Annotated in this window: 18 protein-coding genes; 8 read left to right on the forward strand and 10 right to left on the reverse strand. The window is 71.1% G+C overall.

Annotated features, from left to right (window positions below):
- Positions 1-48 precede the first annotated feature (48 nt).
- Positions 49-1,353 carry an alpha/beta fold hydrolase gene (locus tag ABZ855_RS40325; RefSeq protein WP_360816217.1) on the forward strand — a complete coding sequence of 435 codons (1,305 nt, stop codon included), beginning with the start codon at positions 49-51 and terminating at the stop codon, positions 1,351-1,353.
- A 14-nt stretch (positions 1,354-1,367) separates the two neighbouring features.
- Here the strand turns inward: ABZ855_RS40325 and ABZ855_RS40330 are convergent, their stop codons facing one another.
- Both ABZ855_RS40330 and ABZ855_RS40335 read right to left on the reverse strand, forming a co-directional pair.
- Positions 1,368-1,565 carry a DUF5999 family protein gene (locus ABZ855_RS40330; protein WP_360816220.1) on the reverse strand — a complete coding sequence of 66 codons (198 nt, stop codon included), beginning with the start codon at positions 1,563-1,565 and terminating at the stop codon, positions 1,368-1,370.
- Positions 1,566-1,683: 118 nt separating this feature from the next.
- Positions 1,684-3,153, reverse strand: coding sequence for a cytochrome P450 (locus ABZ855_RS40335; RefSeq protein ID WP_360816223.1), 1,470 nt, complete (start codon positions 3,151-3,153; stop codon positions 1,684-1,686).
- Between the two features lie 107 nt (positions 3,154-3,260).
- On the opposite strand from ABZ855_RS40335, the gene ABZ855_RS40340 reads away from it, so the two are divergent.
- Positions 3,261-3,869, forward strand: coding sequence for a TetR/AcrR family transcriptional regulator (locus ABZ855_RS40340; protein WP_360816226.1), 609 nt, complete (start codon positions 3,261-3,263; stop codon positions 3,867-3,869).
- A 105-nt stretch (positions 3,870-3,974) separates the two neighbouring features.
- Entirely contained in the window at positions 3,975-4,700 is a 726-nt protein-coding gene (locus tag ABZ855_RS40345) for a DUF2470 domain-containing protein (RefSeq protein ID WP_360816229.1), read from the forward strand.
- On the opposite strand, the gene ABZ855_RS40350 is transcribed toward ABZ855_RS40345, so the two are convergent.
- The 3 genes from ABZ855_RS40350 to ABZ855_RS40360 all read right to left on the reverse strand — a co-directional run bounded on the left by ABZ855_RS40350 (position 4,668) and on the right by ABZ855_RS40360 (position 8,379).
- Positions 4,668-5,861 carry a lactonase family protein gene (locus tag ABZ855_RS40350; protein ID WP_360816232.1) on the reverse strand — a complete coding sequence of 398 codons (1,194 nt, stop codon included), beginning with the start codon at positions 5,859-5,861 and terminating at the stop codon, positions 4,668-4,670. The two genes, ABZ855_RS40345 and ABZ855_RS40350, sit on opposite strands and share 33 nt — an antisense overlap.
- A gap of 152 nt (positions 5,862-6,013) precedes the next feature.
- A complete protein-coding gene (locus tag ABZ855_RS40355) occupies positions 6,014-7,048 on the reverse strand; it encodes a hypothetical protein (RefSeq protein WP_360816235.1) in 1,035 nt (344 codons plus the stop codon).
- 56 nt (positions 7,049-7,104) lie between these two features.
- Positions 7,105-8,379, reverse strand: coding sequence for an aromatic acid exporter family protein (locus ABZ855_RS40360; RefSeq protein WP_360816238.1), 1,275 nt, complete (start codon positions 8,377-8,379; stop codon positions 7,105-7,107).
- 215 nt (positions 8,380-8,594) lie between these two features.
- On the opposite strand from ABZ855_RS40360, the gene ABZ855_RS40365 reads away from it, so the two are divergent.
- The gene (locus ABZ855_RS40365) at positions 8,595-9,443 is read left to right on the forward strand and encodes a DUF3626 domain-containing protein (RefSeq protein ID WP_360816240.1); all 849 of its coding nucleotides are present in this window, start codon (positions 8,595-8,597) and stop codon (positions 9,441-9,443) included.
- 83 nt (positions 9,444-9,526) lie between these two features.
- Entirely contained in the window at positions 9,527-10,489 is a 963-nt protein-coding gene (locus tag ABZ855_RS40370; protein WP_360816243.1) for an aminoglycoside phosphotransferase family protein, read from the forward strand.
- A 50-nt stretch (positions 10,490-10,539) separates the two neighbouring features.
- Here the strand turns inward: ABZ855_RS40370 and ABZ855_RS40375 are convergent, their stop codons facing one another.
- Positions 10,540-11,658, reverse strand: a complete 1,119-nt coding sequence (locus ABZ855_RS40375) for a PHP domain-containing protein (protein ID WP_360816246.1) — start codon at positions 11,656-11,658, stop codon at positions 10,540-10,542.
- A 124-nt stretch (positions 11,659-11,782) separates the two neighbouring features.
- Between ABZ855_RS40375 and ABZ855_RS40380 the strand changes: the two genes are divergently transcribed.
- Positions 11,783-12,016, forward strand: coding sequence for a hypothetical protein (locus ABZ855_RS40380; protein ID WP_360816248.1), 234 nt, complete (start codon positions 11,783-11,785; stop codon positions 12,014-12,016).
- On the opposite strand, the gene ABZ855_RS40385 is transcribed toward ABZ855_RS40380, so the two are convergent.
- The 4 genes from ABZ855_RS40385 to ABZ855_RS40400 all read right to left on the reverse strand — a co-directional run bounded on the left by ABZ855_RS40385 (position 12,000) and on the right by ABZ855_RS40400 (position 14,764).
- Positions 12,000-12,545 (reverse strand): VanZ family protein, encoded by a 546-nt coding sequence (locus ABZ855_RS40385; protein ID WP_360816326.1) that lies wholly within the window; start codon positions 12,543-12,545, stop codon positions 12,000-12,002. The two genes, ABZ855_RS40380 and ABZ855_RS40385, sit on opposite strands and share 17 nt — an antisense overlap.
- A gap of 374 nt (positions 12,546-12,919) precedes the next feature.
- A complete protein-coding gene (locus ABZ855_RS40390) occupies positions 12,920-13,579 on the reverse strand; it encodes a DUF4230 domain-containing protein (RefSeq protein ID WP_360816251.1) in 660 nt (219 codons plus the stop codon).
- Between the two features lie 165 nt (positions 13,580-13,744).
- Positions 13,745-14,125 carry an anti-sigma factor antagonist gene (locus ABZ855_RS40395; RefSeq protein WP_360816254.1) on the reverse strand — a complete coding sequence of 127 codons (381 nt, stop codon included), beginning with the start codon at positions 14,123-14,125 and terminating at the stop codon, positions 13,745-13,747.
- A gap of 210 nt (positions 14,126-14,335) precedes the next feature.
- Entirely contained in the window at positions 14,336-14,764 is a 429-nt protein-coding gene (locus tag ABZ855_RS40400; protein WP_319211505.1) for a MarR family transcriptional regulator, read from the reverse strand.
- A gap of 103 nt (positions 14,765-14,867) precedes the next feature.
- Between ABZ855_RS40400 and ABZ855_RS40405 the strand changes: the two genes are divergently transcribed.
- A complete protein-coding gene (locus tag ABZ855_RS40405; protein ID WP_360816259.1) occupies positions 14,868-16,322 on the forward strand; it encodes an aldehyde dehydrogenase family protein in 1,455 nt (484 codons plus the stop codon).
- Between the two features lie 72 nt (positions 16,323-16,394).
- A complete protein-coding gene (locus ABZ855_RS40410; protein WP_360816262.1) occupies positions 16,395-17,522 on the forward strand; it encodes an NAD(P)-dependent alcohol dehydrogenase in 1,128 nt (375 codons plus the stop codon).
- Positions 17,523-17,553: the final 31 nt, after the last annotated feature.

Consider the following 17,553-nt stretch of genomic DNA (forward strand, 5'->3'; position numbering starts at 1 on the left):
CATGTGCTGAACTGGGACGTCTGGAATCCAACCGTCCCGGGAGCCCCGTTGACCGTCAGCTACCGCCAGCCCGGCGTCGTCCTCACCGACCGCCGCTTCACCGTGCCCCTGGACCACGACGACCCCGGGGGCGAGACCATCGAGCTGTACGCCCGTGAGGTCGTCGCCGGCGGTGAGGCGGACCGGGACGGCCTGCCGTGGCTGCTCTATCTCCAGGGCGGGCCGGGCTTCGGGGCGAATCGTTTCGTCGGCCAGGGTGCCTGGCTCGGCCGCGCCCTGGAGGAGTTCCGTGTGCTCCTCCTCGACCAGCGCGGCACCGGCGCCTCCACCCCCGCCAACCGCCAGACGCTGCCGCTGCGCGGCGGACCCGCCGAACAGGCCGCCTATCTGACCCGCTTCCGCGCGGACTCGATCGTCCGGGACTGCGAGGCCATACGCCCCTCGGTCACCGGCGGCGCCCCCTGGACCGTCCTCGGCCAGAGCTTCGGCGGCTTCTGCGCCGTGAACTATCTGTCGACGGCTCCCGAGGGCCTGACCGCTGCCCTGATCACCGGCGGTCTCCCCTCCCTCGACGGACACGCGGACGACGTCTACCGGGCGGCCTATCCCCGTATCGAACGCAAGGTCGCCGCGCACTACGCGCGTTACCCCCAGGACGTCGAACGGGCGCGGCGGATCGCCGAGTACGTGAGCGGGCACGAGCCGGTGCTGCCGAACGGCTACCGGCTGACCGTCGAGGCCTTCCAGTCCCTCGGCATCCTGCTCGGCGGCAGCGAGGGCAGCCACCGGCTGCACTACCTCCTGGAGGACGCGTTCGTCCGGACCCCGGTGGGCCCGGCCCTGTCCGACGCGTTCCTGGAGGAGGTCCAGGGCCAGTTGTCGTACGCCGGTCATCCGCTGTACGCCCTCGTCCACGAGGCGATCTACGGCCAGGACCACCGGCCCACCGACTGGTCGGCCGAACGCGTGCGCGCCGAGTTCCCGCAGTTCGACGCGGGCAAGTCCCTCGCGGACGACAGCCCGTTGCTGTTCACCGGCGAGTCCGTCCACCCCTGGATGTTCGACGTCGACCCGGCCCTGCGCCCCCTGCGCGAGACCGCCGAACTCCTCGCCGCCCACACCGACTGGACACCCCTGTACGACCGTTCCCGCCTCGCCGTCAACGAGGTCCCGGTCGCCGCGGCCGTCTACCACGACGACATGTACGTCGACACGGGCCACGCCCTGGAGACCGCGCGGGCGATCCGTGGGCTGCGGACCTGGGTGACCGACGAGTTCGAGCACGACGGGGTGCGGGCGGGCGGCCCCCGCGTCCTCGACCGGCTGCTGGCCCTGACCCGCGACGAGGTGTGACGCGACCCGGTGACTCAGGCGGCGACGGCGAGCCCGCCGCCGCGCAGCGGGCCCACGGCCCGTCCGTCCGGGAGGAGTTCACCCGTGTCGTCGAAGACGATGGTGCCGTTGCAGAGCAGGTTCCAGCCCTGCTCGGGATGGGCCGCGACGATGAGGGCCGCGTCGTGGTCGGGGCTGTCGACGGCCGGGCACGAAGGCTGATGAGTGCACATGGTCTCTCCCGCGTCTCAAGTGCGCGTTTCAAGTGTCTGTCTCTGTAGTACCGGAGGAAGTTTTCCTCTGTATGTGGAGACCCCGACACCGCGGGAGATTCAGCTGTGAGGTAACGGTTCAGGCGGCCGCCAACTCCGTTCCCGGCGACCGGCGTTCGAGGTGCAGCCGCAGTCCCTCCGGTATCACCGTCAGCCGTTCCGCCACCCGCAGCCGGTAGTCGGGGTCGGGCTTCAGGTCGTAGCGGCGCAGCAGCAGCCCGAGGACGAGTGTCGCCTCGTGCAGGGCGAACTGACGGCCGATGCACGCCCGGGCCCCGGTGCCCCAGGGCTTGAACGCGTGGGCGGGGCGGGCGCGTACGGCCGCCGCGTCGAACCGGTCCGGGTCGAACCGGTCGGCGTCGGCGCCCCAGACCGCCGGGTCGCGGTGCAGCAGCGGGGCGAGGACCAGGGTCCAGGCGCCCTCGCGCATCGGATGCTCGCCGCCGAGCACCGTGTCCTGGCGGGCCTCGCGGGCGAAGCCGGGCGCCGTCGGCCACAGCCGCAGCGACTCGTCGAGCACCCGGCGCACATACCGCAGCTTGGCGACCTGGTCGTAGCCGGGGACGGCGGCCCCGCCCCAGACGCGGTCGACCTCGGCGCGGGCGCGGGCGGCGACCTCCGGGTGCCGGGAGAGGTAGTGCAGGGCGAAGGAGAGCGCACCGGACGTCGTCTCGTGGCCCGCGATGAGGAAGGTGAGCACCTGCCGGCGCACGTTCTCCGGCGCGAGGCGTTCACCGGTCTCCGGATGGGCGGTGTCGAGCATGCGGTCGAGCAGATCGCCGCCGCCCCCGCCGTCCGACGCCCGGCGGGCCCGGACGAGCTCGTCGACCGTGCGGTTCAGGTAGGTCATGGCCGCCTCGTTGCGGCGCGTGGCCCGGCGCAGCAGCAGCGGGGCGAGCGGTGCGGGGACGACGTTCAGGTACTGCGCGTGGTTCAGGGTGCCCACCATCGCCGTCACGAAGGGGTGCGGGCGCTCGCGTTCGAAGGAGCCGAAGTCGTGCCCGAAGCCGGTGCGCGCGATGGTCTCCAGGGTCAGCTTGGTCATGTCGCCGGGCACGTCCACGGCCCGGCCTGCGGCCAGTTCACGGTCCCAGTGGTCGGTGAGCCGCCCGGCCACCGCCAGCATCATGGGGTGGTAGCCGGCCATCGCCTCGCGGCTGAAGCCGGGGGCGAGCACGTCGTGCGCCAGCTGCCAGTTGGGCTCGTGGTTGTACGCGGTGAACAGCCCGTCCCCGGCGATCGGCCGCAGGTTGGCCACGCCGAGGCCCACATGCTTGGCGAAGCGTGACTCGTCCGCCAGATCGGCGGTGAGATCGGCACCCCACACGAACACGATCTCCTTGCCGAACGCCCTGCGCCGGAAGATCGGCCCCAGCCGGCGCCCGACCCGCATGGAGTCCTGGAGGGGCGTACGGGGGCTGACGCCGAACAGGTCGCCGAGCAGCGGGATCCGGTGCGGCGGGTGAGGAATCCGGTGCAGCTCGGGCCAGCCCTGCTCGGCACTGCGGAATCCCCCGGACGGATCGGTCCGGGTCACCGTCTCGGTCATGACGCCATCTCCCTCGAGCCAGGGGCGTGTCGACCCTGTTGTACGTGGATTCAATAGCGGGGCCAGTCTGATCCCGCCGCTGAACCGACGTCAAGTAAGGTGCGGGCATGGCCGCGAAAGAGGGGGAGCGCACACGTCGGAGGCTGAGTACCGGCGAGCGCCGGGAGCAGCTTCTGGCGGTCGGCGCGCGGCTGTTCTCGGAGAGCCCGTACGACGAGGTGTGGATCGAGCAGGTCGCCGAGATCGCCGGTGTCTCGCGCGGGCTGCTCTACCACTACTTCCCGACCAAGCGGGACTTCTTCGCGGCGGTCGTGGAGCGCGAGAGCGAGCGCATGCTGCGGATGACGGCTGCCGTACCGGGCGTTCCCGCGCGCGAGCAGCTGGACGCGAACCTCGACGCCTTCCTCGCGTACGTCGAGGAGCACGCGCACGGCTATCGCGCCTTCCATCGCGCCGACGCCTCCGGCGACCAGGCCGTGCGGAAGGTCTACCAGCGGGCGCTGGCCGCGCAGGAGCGGCAGATCCTCGCCGCGCTCGCGGCAGACTCGGAGTTCGGGCGGCTTTCCGAGGAGCGGCCCGACCTGCGGCTCGCCGTCCGGGGCTGGCTGGCGTTCACCACGGCGGTGTGCCTGGAGTGGCTGCGCGGCTCGGACCTGTCCAGGGAGCAGGTGCGGGAGCTGTGCGCGCGGTCGCTGCTCGGCACGCTCGCGCCCTGACGGCCGCGCCCCTGAAAGCAGTTCCCCGCGCCCCTGAAAAAGAGGTGGTTGGCGTACGCCCGGATCTTCGATAGGTTAGGCAAGGCTTACCTAAGGAGGTTTGGGATGGGTGACAGTCCGACCTGGACGGCCGCGCCCGCCGCGGCGGAACGCGCGCGCTCGGTGCTCGCCGCGGCCTGGTCCTGCGCGGTGACCGCGGGCGGCGGGCGCGAGGAGTTCGTCGGCGCGCACACCGTCGGTCAGGACGGCACGGTGGTCCTGGACGTACCGGCGGACAGCACGCTGCTCGCCGCCGCCGTCTGCGCCCCGCGCGGCGAACCCTCGGCCGTACTGGAGTTCGCCGACGTCTCGCCCGTCCCCGTGCGCAACCGGATCCGCGCCCGGCTGTGGATGGCCGGCTGGTTCTCGGCCGAGGGCGAGCGGCTCACGTTCCGCCCGACGCGCATCGTGCTGCGCCAGACCTCCGGTGCCGTCGTCGTCGACCTCGACGACTTCGCCGCCGCCGCGCCCGACCCGCTGGCCACGGCCGAGGCGGGACTGCTGACCCACCTTGCCGACTGTCACTCGGACGCCGTCGAGCGACTCACCCGCCTGGTCGAGCCGGACAGCCTGTACGGCGCGGTCAGGGTCCAGCCGCTCGCCGTCGACCGGCACGGACTCACCCTGCGCATCGAGCGGGCCCGCGCCCACGGCGACGTACGACTGGCGTTCCACCGGCCCGCCGACACCGTCGCCGAGCTCACCGAGCGCATGCACATTCTGCTCACCCGGGCCAGCGCCGCTTCCTGCCCCCGCGCGCTACAGCGGCAGCGCACAGACGGCGACGGGTGACGCGAACGGCTCGCCCGCCAGGCGCAGTTGACCGCTCGCGCGGTCGACGCGGAACACACTGACCGTGCCCGACCGCTGGTTCGCCGCGAACAGCAGGTTCCCGTCCGGCGCCAGGGCGATATGGCGCGGGAAGTCACCCGCGACCGGCACCGTGTCGATCAGCCGCAGACGCGCGCCGTCCGCCTCCACCGCGTACCGCGTCAGACTGTTGTCGCCACGGTTCGCCAGATACGCGTACCGCCCGTCCCCGGTCACCGCGAACTGGGCCGGATAACTCGTGCCCGCCCCCGTCCCCGTGGACTGCGCCTTCCCGATGGTCAGGCGCCCGGTGGCGGGGGAGTAGCCGCAGACCGCCACCGTGTTGTCGACCTCGTTCGCGAGATACGCGTACCGGCCGCCCGGATGAAAGGTCAGATGGCGCGGCCCCGCGCCCGGGCGGGTCCGCGCACGCGACACCTCGGTGAGCGTGCCGCGCGCGGTGTCCAGGCGGTACGTGTAGACCGTGTCCGTGCCCAGATCGACCGCGAGGACATGACCACCGTCCGGGCTGGTGGCGAACTGGTGCGCGTGCGGGCCCTGTTGGCCCGGACCCGGCGCGGGGCTGGAGTGCGTGACCAGATCGGTGCGCTCGCCGAGCGCGCCCGACGCGCCGATCGGGTGCACCGCGACGCTGCCGGAGCCGTAGTTGGCGCTGAGCAGCCAGCGTCCACTGGGATGCACCGACAGATGACACGGCGCCGCCCCGCCGGTCCCGCGCGTGCCGAGCACCCGGTGCCGCTCGCCCTCCCCGCCGAGCCGGATCGCGGTCACGCCGCCGTCCTGGCGCTCGTTCACCGCGTACAGGGTGCGGCCGTCAGGGTGTGCGGCGAGGAAGGACGGGTCGCCCACGCCGGTGAGGGTTCCGGCGCCCGTGACCCGGCCCGAGACCGGGTCGTAGGTGGCGAGACCGATGCCGGTGCCGCCGCCCTCGACGGAGGTGTAGGTACCGAGGAAGAGAGGGCGGGGCGCGGCAGGCCGAGGGGCCGGGGTCGCGGGCGCGGGTGACTCCGGTGCGGCGGGAGGCTCCACCGGCACGGCAGCCATGGCTCTCGCCGGAACGGAGGCCGTGGCGGCGGTGCCCGCCGCCACGCCCACGAACCGGCGCCTGCTCCAGCCACTCATACCTGCACCCCGGGTCTCGGTCGCGTCGGCTCGGACGAGCCGTGATCAGCCGTGATCAGCGGTGACAGCAACTCTGACCCGGATCACCCGTGAAGTGCAAGAGCAGCAATGCGCGTTGCGCTCGCTGCAATGGGGATGGGGGTGAACGCGGTTCACCAGTCCCCGTCCTCCACCGGTTTCCCCGTCAGCGGCTTCACCTGGCCGGGCAGGGGCGCCTGCCACGGCTCGAGGTCGTCGCCGAGCCAGTCGCCGACCGGCTTTACGGCCGTCAGGGGGTCCGATGGGGCGAGGTCCTCGGCGTCGTGGTCGAAGTAGTCGAACCAGGGCAGGCCGGCCCGCGTGTAGGCCGCGCGGTCCACGGGCGACGGGGGCGGGGCCTCGCCGGTGATACGACGCCACTCCGGTGGCGTCACGAGGTGTACGAACACCCGTCCGGCGGGACGCTCGGCCCACGCCTTGAGCGGCCGGTCGTCCCGGTACACCTCCTGGCGCATGGAACCGCCGACGCCCAGCCCCATGGCCGCCCCCGACCGCTGCGCGGGCGCCGCACCGGCGGGTGCCGCAGGTGCGGCCATCGCCATCGGTACGGCCCCTCCGTAGCCCCCTGTCGAAGCCGCCGCCGCCCGTGCCCGCTCGGCCCGGCGCTGCTCCTCCTCGCGCCACCTCGCGAGTTCCGCCTCGGTCAGCGGGAAAGACTGGAGCTGTACGCCGCCCCACACTTCCTCGCCCGTGACCTGGCCCTCCACGGTCGCGCCCAGCCCGAGCGGCACCGCCACGAACTGGCGGACCGTGCCCTCGCCCGAGTTGATGCCGTCCAGCCACGGCTGACGAGGCAGCACCACATAGTTCTGCGGCTTCCTCGACAGCCGGTCGCTCCACGGCTTGCCCGACACCGCGCACACCTTGCCCACGCCCACCTGCAACGCGGCGGGCTGGATCGTGCCCCCGAAACTCAGCCACATCGCCTCGCGCAGATACACCGGCAGCATCACCCCACCGCGCGCCCGCCAGGCCTCGGGCACGGTGTCGGGATAGTCGGCGACCCGCCGGACCGGGAACTCACCGAGCCCCGGCGGCAGCGGATGCGTGCCCGTCTCCGGCAGCCGGAGAGTGCGGATGAACCGTACGGACACACCGCCCGGCAGCCGCAGTGTGTTCCCGTCGATCCGCACCTCGGAGTCACCCATGCGCAGCCCCCTCGATCCCAGTCGTCCCTCTTCATGTGACTTGGCCACATGGTTCGTCACATAGAACGACGTGACACCGCCCGGCGGTTCCGGCCGGGCACCCGCACCCGCTTCGCGTACTTCACGTACTTCCGCAGCCGGGCCACCCAGGGCATCCGCTCCCTTTCCTCCCGGGTGCAGCGGTCCAGCTCCTCCAGCAGCCGCCGGGAGCGGTGCTCGGTGTCCAGCTCGTCGAGGATGCGGTTGACCTCGGTCAGGACGGCACCGTGCAGCTGCCACTGGGTGGTGATCCCGGGGTTCTGCTGGATCTCCGCCAGGAGCAGCCGGGCCAGCTTGTCGCGGGTGGCCGTCGCGCCCCGGAGTTCGGTGGCGAGCCGGGTCTCCGCCGACTCGGCGCTGACACTCACGTCGGTGGTGACAAGGACGGCGAAGCTGACCACGGCGTCACCGATCTCGGACAGCAGCCGCTCCAGCGTCGCGCCCGTCTCCGGGGCGAACAGCGGCTCGGGGTCCCGCTCCTTGGCCAGATCGGTCAGGCTGCGGGCGAGGACGCGCAGGACGACCGTGCAGATCTCCAGCGTGTCCAGGCCGGTGCGCAGCACCACCCGGTGCAGCAGGCCCTCCCGGACTCGCGGGTTGAGCCGCAGACTGTCCTCCGCCTGCTTCAGGGCCGCGTCCACCTCGACGATGTCGTGGTCGAGCCGGCGGGCCTCGTGCAGGCGGGCGGTCGCGTGGTCCACCGGAGTACGGCCGGCGGCCTCCTCGCCCATGCGCAGCATCAGCCGTCGTACCCGGCGTGCCAGCCCCTCGATGGACTCACCGGCCTCGTCAACCCACACCGGGGGAGCGAACAGCAGGTTGAAGGCGAGCCCGACGACCGCGCCGATCACCGTCTCCAGCACCCGCGCCCACGCCGTGTCCCCGACCCGGGTGACGCCCAGCACCAGCATCGCGCTGATCGCCACCTCGGGCACGAACTCGCTGACCCGCACCAGATGTCCCACGGCCAGCGAGGCCAGGATGATCAGTCCCAGGCTCCACCAGGTCAGGCCCACCAGCACACTGAAGCCGATCGCGATGACGACCCCGGCGACCACCGAGTTCACCCGGCGGATGCCGGTGGTGATCGTGGCGTAGAGGGTGACCTGGACGACCAGGAGCGCGGTCAGCGGTGCGGTGAGCGGCGCGGCCTCGGGACTGACGCGCAGCGCGACGACGTACGCGATCGTCGCGGCGGCCGTCGACCGCAGCGACTGGACGACCACGGGCCCGCGGTGCTTTCCGACGAACCGGACGGCGGACGCCGTCCACTCACCAAGTGCCACTCGCATACGAGCGCACACCTCCTTTCCCACAAACGGACCGAGCGTAGTCACCGAAGTCCGGAAGTGTGTGCGAAGGGGAGCGAGGTATTCCTCACGTGAGTTGACCCTAAAGTTGTGGATCTTGGGGACCGCCGGATGATCTCCTGACAGGCATGGTGGCCGAATCCGCATCCGCAACCACATCTGCATCCGCAACCGCATCCGATTCCGCATCCGATTCAGTGCACGCGAAGGCGCTGCGCCATGTCGCCGCCCTCTCCGCCGGCCCGGCCGTGCCCGGGGACCTTCGGGTGACCGTGAACTTCCACCCCGACCGCACGGCCGGCGAACTGCCCCTGCTCGAGGCTCTCGCCCAGGACGGTTTCTACCGCTCGCAGTTCGTCACCGGCACGAGCAACGGCGGGCTCACCGCCCGTCCCGGCGGCGACCGCTGGCGCTGGGAGAGCCGGATGTTCGCCGGGGCCTACGACAGCGCGCCCGCCCAACTGCGCCCGGTGTACGGCGCGTTGAACTTCCGCCGCCAAGTCGTGGGCGCCGCGCCGAGGTTCGGCTCCTCGCACTTCCGGCTGGGCGGCGCCACCCTCGCCCGGGCCACCTTCTGCTATCCGGACAGCGCGGCCGAACCCGACCACTTCGGAGTCGCCGCCGGCATGTCCCTCCTCGCCCTCGCCGAGGCGGACACCCAGGACGCGCTCAACGACTACGTCGAGGCGCAGGTGCACGGACCCGTCGCCCTGGCCCGGGACGTCGAGGCACTGGTCCTGGACGCGAGTTATCGCGGCACACCGGTGGAGGAGGCGGCCCGCGAACTGCCCGTACCGCTCGAATGGCACCCCGGATACCGGCTCTCCGTACGGGAGTTGCGCCGCCACGCCGACTACCGGGGGCCCGGCTCGGTCGAACTGGGCGCCCGGATCGCCGAGGACGGCCATCTCGACCCACGCGTCATCGGCGACGCGGCCCGCACCGGCCGCCACGAACTCCAGGACCTGAAGCTTGTCTGGCACTGCCTCGCCCGGTTCGGCGCCCCGGAGGGCGCGGGGACGGCGCTTTCGCCCTGCGGCGCGTGAGCGCGGTCGGCGGAGATTCCGTAGCCTGTTCCGGGCCGTACGCGAGTTCCGGTGGGGCTGTTCGAAACGGGGAGGCGTGGACGATGACCGATGCGTGGGAGCGGGCCAGGGAGATCCTCGATGCGGCGGGTCTGCCACCGGACCAACTCACGGACTGCCGCCCGCTGACCGGCGGGACGTACAACACCGTCGAGGAACTCCGGCTGGCCGACGGCAGCCGTTACGTCCTGAAGGTCCCGCCGCCGGACACGGTCCCGGGACTGCGACACGAGTCCCAACTGCTTGTCTCCGAGGCGGAGTTCTACCGTGCCATCGGCACGGTCGGCGTCCCCGCGCCGAGTGTCGTCGCGATCGGGGACGACCATCTGCTGATGACCGCCTGCCCGGGCGATCCGTGGGACGACTCCACGACAGGCACCGAACAGACCCTCCTGAGGGGCGAGTTGGGCGCCCTGGTGGCCCGACTGCACCAGGTCACCGGATCCGCCTACGGCTACCCCTCCGGCGCCCTCGGCCCCCTCGCCCCCGACTGGCGTACGGCCTTCTCGACGATGCTCGACGCCGTACTCGACGACGCCGTCCGCTACGACGCCTGGCTGCCGGTCCCGGTGGACGAGGTGGCCCGCACCGCCCTGGCCGCGTATGACACCCTCGACGAGGTCACCGTTCCCCACCTGGTCCACTTCGACCTCTGGCAGGGGAACATCCTGGTGGACCGCTCGGCGGAGACACCCCGGATCGGCGGCCTCATCGACGGGGAACGCATGTTCTGGGGCGACCCGGTGGCCGACTTCGTGTCGCTGGCCCTGCTGCGGGACATCAGGGACGACGAGGCGTTCCTGCGCGGCTACCGGGAAGCGGGCGGGCACATCGAGTTCGACGAACCCACCTGTCGGCGGCTCGCCCTGTACCGCGCCTACCTGTACCTGATCATGCTGACCGAAACGGTGCCACGAGCAATGGGCGAGGAACGCACGCGGTGGGCACGCGAGGTGGTGGGCCCCGCGCTGATGGGGGCGCTGAACGATCTCCGATCGCCTGAGTGAGATCACCCCGGTCTGCGAACCGCCGCCGATGACGCCGCGCGGCGCCCTGCTCACCGACGACCGGGAACAACAGGCGTCCCGAGGCCCGACGGCAGTCGGCGTTCTCGTGTCCATGCCAGCAGGTCGTCCGCCGGCCAGGTCGTGACCACGCGTTCGGGCGGTACGCCGCATTCCTCCGCGCGAGCGCAGCCGAGGATCTGCCAGTCCAGCTGGCCCGGCGCGTGCGCGTCGGTGTCGATCGAGAACAGCACGCCCGCCGCCAAGGCCTGCCGCAGCAGCCGGCGCGGCGGGTCGAGCCGCTCCGGGCGACTGTTGATCTCCACGGCCGTGCCCGTCTCGGCGCACGCCGCGAACACCGCGTCCGCGTCGAACTCCGACTCCGGCCGCGCACGGCCCCCACCCCGCTTGCCCCGCCCGCCACCGCCGCCCCGGGGCTCCTCCCCGACCAGCAGCCGCCCCGTGCAGTGCCCGAGCACGTCCGAGTGCGGATTTCGTAAGGCGGCGACCATCCGGCGGGTCATCGAGCGCGCGTCCATACGCAGCTTGGAGTGCACGGACACCACCACGACGTCCAGCAGCTCCAGCAGCTCGGGGTCCTGGTCGAGGGAGCCGTCGTCGAGGATGTCGCACTCGATGCCGGTGAGGAGCCGGAACGGCGCCCAGGTCGCGTTGAGTTCCTCGATCAGCGCCAACTGCTCGCGCAGCCGCTCGGCGGACAGCCCGTGCGCCACCGTCAGGCGCGGGGAGTGATCGGTGAGCACGGCCCACTCGTGCCCGAGCCGCGCCGCGGTACGGCCCATCTCCTCGACCGGGCTGCCGCCGTCCGACCAGTCGGAGTGCAGATGACAGTCCCCGCGCAGCAGCGCCCGCAGCCGGTCCCCGTCCCGCGCGGGCGGGGTCACTCCCTGCTCCCGCTCCAGTTTCTCCAGGTAACCGGGCACCCGTCCGTCGAGCGCCTCCCGCACGACCTGCGCGGTCTTCGGGCCGATGCCCTTGAGTGACTCCAGCGTGCCCGCCTCGGCCCGCTGCCGGATCTCGTCCGGGGACAGCTCCGCCAGCACCTCGATCGCGGTACGGAACGCACGTACGCGATACGTGGGGGCCAGCGAGCGCTCCAGCAGGAAGGCGATGCGGTCCAGCGCCTCGACGGGATCCAACGCCATGGCCATCGTCACCTCCGCCTCCAGCGTCGCGCGAGGCCGGCCGGGCCGCACCACGGGGGAGAGGGAGGTGACTGTTCCTGATCTGTCCTTGGCTGGTACAGGATGGCCGGATTCGCTCTACGCTCGATTTATGACCGAAATAGCGAGCCCCTACATCTCCCATCCGCGGATCATGGTGCTCGGGGTGCAGCCCGGCGCACCGCCGTTCCGGATCGTGGAGATCGACGGTGAGGTGGTCGGTGCGGCGCGGGCGCTCACCGATGTACTGACGGTTGCCGCCGCGGCCGGCATCACGGTCCATGACCTGGACGATCCGGACACGGTCCGCTGGGTGGGCGGCGACAAACTCACCTGGACGAGGTAGCCCGTCGCCGGGGCGCGTGCACGGCGCGGCTGAGTCGACGGCCCAGGAGCAGGTAACCGACCAGCGCACCCGTGGTGTTGAGGATGACGTCGTCGATGTCGAAGGCGCGTCCGGTGATCAGCGCGCCCTGGGCCACCTCGACCATGAGCATGACGGTCGCGGTCAGGAACAGCACCCGTAGCACTCCCCGGGTCCGGGGTGCGACGACCGGCATCAGGATGCCGAAGGGTACGCCGAGCAGCAGGTTTCCCCCGATCTGGCGGATGGCGTCGCGCATTTCGGGCTGGTCCAGATAGGCGCGCAGCGAACGGCCCGGATGGAAGTTGTTGTGGGTGAGCGCCACGGACGCCGGGGACGGCTCCAGGGTCAGCCGGGCCAGGATCACGGCGAACGCCACCATGAACACGAAGGCGCACAGGACCGTCAGCACCCGCGCCAGGAAGGCGAACGGCCGGCGCTTCGGGCGAGCAGCCTCCTCGGGGGGCCGCGCCGAGGCCTTCGGACTCGTCCGGGCGGTCAGGGCGCGCAGGGCCTTCGGCGTCCTCGGGGTGTTCGGGGTCTTCGGTGACGTGGCGGAGGGCGCGGCTTTCGAGGCGGGTTTCGAGGCCTGCTTCGGCGCGGGCTTGGTCGCGGACTTGGAGGCGGGCTTCGCCCCGGATTTCGGCCTCGGTTTCGGCTTGGGCTTCGCCGGGGACTTCGACGGGCTCTCCGGCGGCTTGCTCTCGGCCTTCGCGGGACGCAGACGCAGCGCGGAGAGGGAGCGCGGAGCTGAGCGGGCCATCAACATCCTCCGGTCTTCAACTGAACCCCGTGAAAGGGCAGTTACCCCGGATCGGACCGGGAATTCCACCGCGGCCGGGTCTCGGCCCCCTCCCCGGGACCCGGCCTCCTCCCTCAGGTCCCTCAGGTCCCGTACGTGACCTTCACGTCGGTGAAGCCGAGGGAGCCGAGCAGCCCCCTGAGCATGGCGGTCGTGTTCTGCTCGGCGCGCACGGTCAGTTCGCTCTCCTTCGCCGCGTCGCCGATGTGCTGGGCCGCCAGTTTCTGGACAGCCTGCTCGTCGTTCGGGTTGCCGGAGAAGATGTCGGTGAGCCGGTCGAAGAGACCGCGCTGCTTGGAGACGGCATAGGAGCGGTCGGGGTCGAGCGCGGGCTTGCCGAGTGCCGCGTGCGGCAGCCGGAGCGTCGCGGAGGTGCGGTCGTCGTTGACGGTCACGTCGCTCTTCGCGACCTTGCCGAGATCCACATAGGCGTCGACCGTGCCGGCACCCACATAGAGCACACGCGTGCCCTTGATCGCGTCAGGCAGGTACTTGGTGTCCTTCTCCAGGTCCACGACGACCTGGAAGTTGCCGGACGCCGCGTCGTAACGGCTCATGTCCTGGATGGATTCGAGGAGCGCGGGCCCCGAACGGTCGTGTGTCTCCTCGCCGAAGATGTCCCCCAGTACGGGGAGCACCGCCAGCCGGAGCCCGGCCAGCAGTAGCGCGAACATCAGCACCACGACACCGAGCACCTTGGCCCAGAGAGGCATGCGTCGCACGGCCTTGATGGACGTCGTCATGACGACGGACCTCCTTCTTCCTACTTGCTGAGTCGAATGCCCGCCAAATGCCCTGCCAGACCGTCCTGTTGACGGATCGCAACAATTGCGAGGGGGGACGACGCGAGCAGTCGTGCGCCTTGGCCGTTGGTCTCAGCCTTTGGTCTCAGTCGGTGGTCCGAGGAGTCATAACGTGCCGGAGGCGGCCTCGGGCAGCCCGAGGGCCGCGTCCAGCGACGCCAGGGGCGGCAGCAGCCGGGTCAGACCGGTGACCTTGAGGACACGCAGGGTGAGTGGATGCGTGCAGACGAGCTGGAGGTCGCCGTCGTGGGCGAGCACCCGGTGGCGGGCCCGGTAGACCAGGCGCAGTCCCGAGCAGTCGAAGAACTCGACATTCGTCAGGTCGACCACGATACGGGCGCCGGGGCTCCCGGTGGCCGCGTCCAGGTGCGGGATGATCTCGACGGCCGCGGCGATGTCGATCTCACCGTGGAACTCCAGCACCGTATGGCCGCGGTCCTGGTGGACACGCAGATGCCGGGTGGGCGGTGCGGATTCCTGCTGCACGGCGACATCGCCTCCATCCGGCTGCTGTGGTGGCGGGAGCCGCAGATGGGCGCAACTGAGGTCCCCGCCATGCAAGTTACCCTCGATGGAGTGAATTTGAGCATGTTCGATTGACATATGTCTTCGAAATCGACGCGTGTCTCGCACCTGTTTCGCGCTCTTCTGTCCCTTCCTCCGTCACCTCCTCGGCTCGCCCCCTTCGTGGCGGGCCTACGACAGGGCGTGCCAGGCCTTGGACAGTGACTGACGCAGCTGCTCGGCCTGGTGTGACGTGAGGTCGCGGATCATCCGCTCCTCCAGCTCCCGTACCGGCTCGACGAAGCGCTCGAGCAGTTCGCGGCCGTCGTCGGTCAGCAGGATCAGCAGCTCTCGGCGATTGCGCGGATTGCGCTCCCGGCGCACCAGCCCGCGGGTCTCGAGGGACCGGACGAGGTCGGCGATGGACTGGGCGGTGACGAACGAGTCCCGGGCCAGCTGGGCCGCCGAGAGGCCGTCGTGTCGCTCCAGTACGGTGAGCGAGGTGTACTGGAGTGCGGTGATTCCAGCCGGTCTGACCAGATCGTCCAGGTGGGAGCGCACTACGAGCTCCACCTGCTTGACCATGTAGAGCAGTGAGGGGGGTGCCTTGGTGCTGACCATGGATTCAGACTAGAGCATTGACAGGAAACCTGTCTGTAATCAGACTGCGGACCAACAGGAATCCTGTTGATTTAAATCTTGGCAATGAGGCTGAGGAGTGGTGATGACCACCTTCGAGATCGAACCCGGGCGACTGTTCATCGCGGGACAGTGGCGCGAGGCCGCGGACGGAGCACGTACCGAGGTGGTCGACCCGTCCCGGGGTACGGTCGTCACGACCGTCGCGGAGGCGTCCGCCGCCGACGTGGACGCGGCCGTGCGTGCCGCGCGGGAGGCCTTCGAGAGCGGCCCGTGGGCCGCGATGAGCGGACGCGAGCGCGGCCGGATCCTGAACCGGGTCGCCCAGCTCATCAGGGAGAACGCGGACGAGATCGCGGGGCTGGAGAGCCTCGACGTGGGCAAGCCGATCAGCCTCTGCCACGCCGTCGACGTGACGAACGCGGCCAACGACTACGAGTACTTCGCCGCCCTCGTCTTCTCCCTGGACGGCGCGACCCGCGAGACGGTCCACAACGCGCTCGCCTACACCAGACGCGAGGCCGTCGGCGTCGTCGGGGCGATCACACCCTTCAACTTCCCGCTGATCCTGGCCGGCACGAAGCTGGGCCCGGCGCTCGCCGCCGGCAACACGGTGGTGCACAAGCCCGCCGACGAGACCCCGCTCAGCGCCCTCTACATGGCCAAGCTGTTCCAGGAGGCCGGGGTACCGGACGGCGTCGTCAACATCGTCACCGGCACCGGTCCGGTCGCCGGTGAGGCGCTGCTGCGCCACCCGGGGGTCGACAAGATCGCCTTCACCGGCTCCACCGCCATCGGCCGCCATGTGGCGAGCGCCGCGGGCGAGGCCCTCAAGCCGGTCACCATGGAGCTGGGCGGCAACGCGGCGCACATCGTCTTCGACGACGCCGACGTGGAGAAGGCGGTCGGCGCGGTCATCAAGGCCTTCGTCTTCAACACCGGCCAGTTCTGCATGGGCGGCCCGCGACTGCTGGTCGCGCGCCCGGTGTACGAGACCATGCTCGGCATCCTCGCGGAGGCCGTGCCCGGGGTGCCGGTCGGTGACCCGCGGCAGCCCGAGACCGTGGTCGGCCCGATGGCGGCGGAAAAGCACCTGCGCAAGGTCGAGGAGTACGTGGCGCTGGCCCGCAAGGAGGGCGCGCGGATCGTCTGCGGCGGCGAGCGGCTCGACCTGGACGGCGGCTACTACTACAAGCCGACGGTGATCGCAGACCTGACCAACGACTCCCGGGTCGTCCAGGAGGAGGTCTTCGGCCCGGTCCTGACCGTCCAGCCCTTCGACACCGAGGACGAGGCGGTCCAGCTCGCCAACTCCACGCCGTACGGCCTGGCTTCGGGCATCCAGACCACCAACCTGGCCCGCGCCCACCGGGTCGCGAACCGGCTCCAGGCGGGCATCGTCTGGATCAACGACTGGGCGATGCTCGACCCCGCGATCCCCTTCGGCGGCGTGAAGGACTCCGGCTTCGGCCGCGAGTACGGCCCCGAGGCGCTTGCCGCGTACACAAAGGTCAAGTCCGTGGTCGTGTCGCTCGACTGAGAGCGCTCGTCCCTCTCCAACTCTCCAGATCTCCAACTCGTCAACTGTGTCAGCCCGTAAAGGGAGTTAACGATGTCCATCACCACCCGCGCCGCGGTCGTAGAGTCCGGCGGCGCGCCCTTCACCCTCTCCGACGTCGAACTGGCCGAGCCCGCACCCACCGAGGCGCTCGTACGCCTGGTCGCGACGGGCCTGTGCCACACGGACCTCGGGGTGGCGAGCGGCGGACTGCCCTTCCCCCTCCCGGGAGTTCTGGGGCACGAGGGCGCGGGCGTCGTCGAAGCGGTCGGCTCCGCCGTCACCGGCATCGAGCCCGGCGACCATGTCGTCCTGTCCTTCACCTCCTGCGGGGGCTGCCGCAACTGCCGTGACGGGCACCCCGCGTACTGCGCGGCCTGGCTGCCGCTGAACCTCCTCGGCGGCCGACGGGCCGACGGCACCGCCACCATCAGCCGTGACGGCGTGGAGCTGGGCGGCCACTTCTTCGGCCAGTCCTCGTTCGCGGAGCGGGCGTTGGTCGACCAGCGAAGCCTGGTCAAGGTCGACCCGGACGTACCGCTGGAGTCGATCGCCCCGCTGGGCTGCGGCGTCCAGACGGGCGTCGGCGCCGTCTGGAACGTGCTGAAGCCGGTCACGGGCAGCACGGTGCTTGTCCTCGGCGCCGGAGCCGTGGGGCTCTCGGCGGTCATGGCCGCCGCGCTCACCCCGGCGACCACGATCATCGCCGTGGACAGGGTGGGTGAACGCCTCTCGCTGGCAAAGGAGTTGGGCGCCACCCACACCATCAACACGGCCGAGGCCGACCTAGGTGAGGCCGTCGCGAAGATCACCGACGGTCAGGGCGTCGACGGCATCGTGGAGACCACCGGCAACGTCAACGTCCTGCGCCAGGGCGTCGACGCGCTCGCCCTGCGAGGCACCCTCGTCGTGGTCGGCGCCCCGCCGTTCGGCACCGAGGTCGCCCTGGACGTCAACGGCATGCTCGGCGGCAAGCGGGTGGTGGGCCTCACCCTGGGCGACGCCGAGACACAGACCTTCATCCCGGCCCTGGTGGACCTGGTGAAGACGGGCCGCCTCCCCCTGCACCGCCTGATCAGCACGTACCCGTTCGAGGACATCGCCCAGGCGGTGAGGGACATGGGCGCAGGCAAAACAATCAAGCCGGTCCTGACCTTCACCCCCAGCCCGTCCGGCGTTTGAGGACGAGGCCCCTTCAGGGCCGAAAGGGGGG

Source organism: Streptomyces sp. NPDC047042 (assembly GCF_040644035.1).
Taxonomy (GTDB): domain Bacteria; phylum Actinomycetota; class Actinomycetes; order Streptomycetales; family Streptomycetaceae; genus Streptomyces.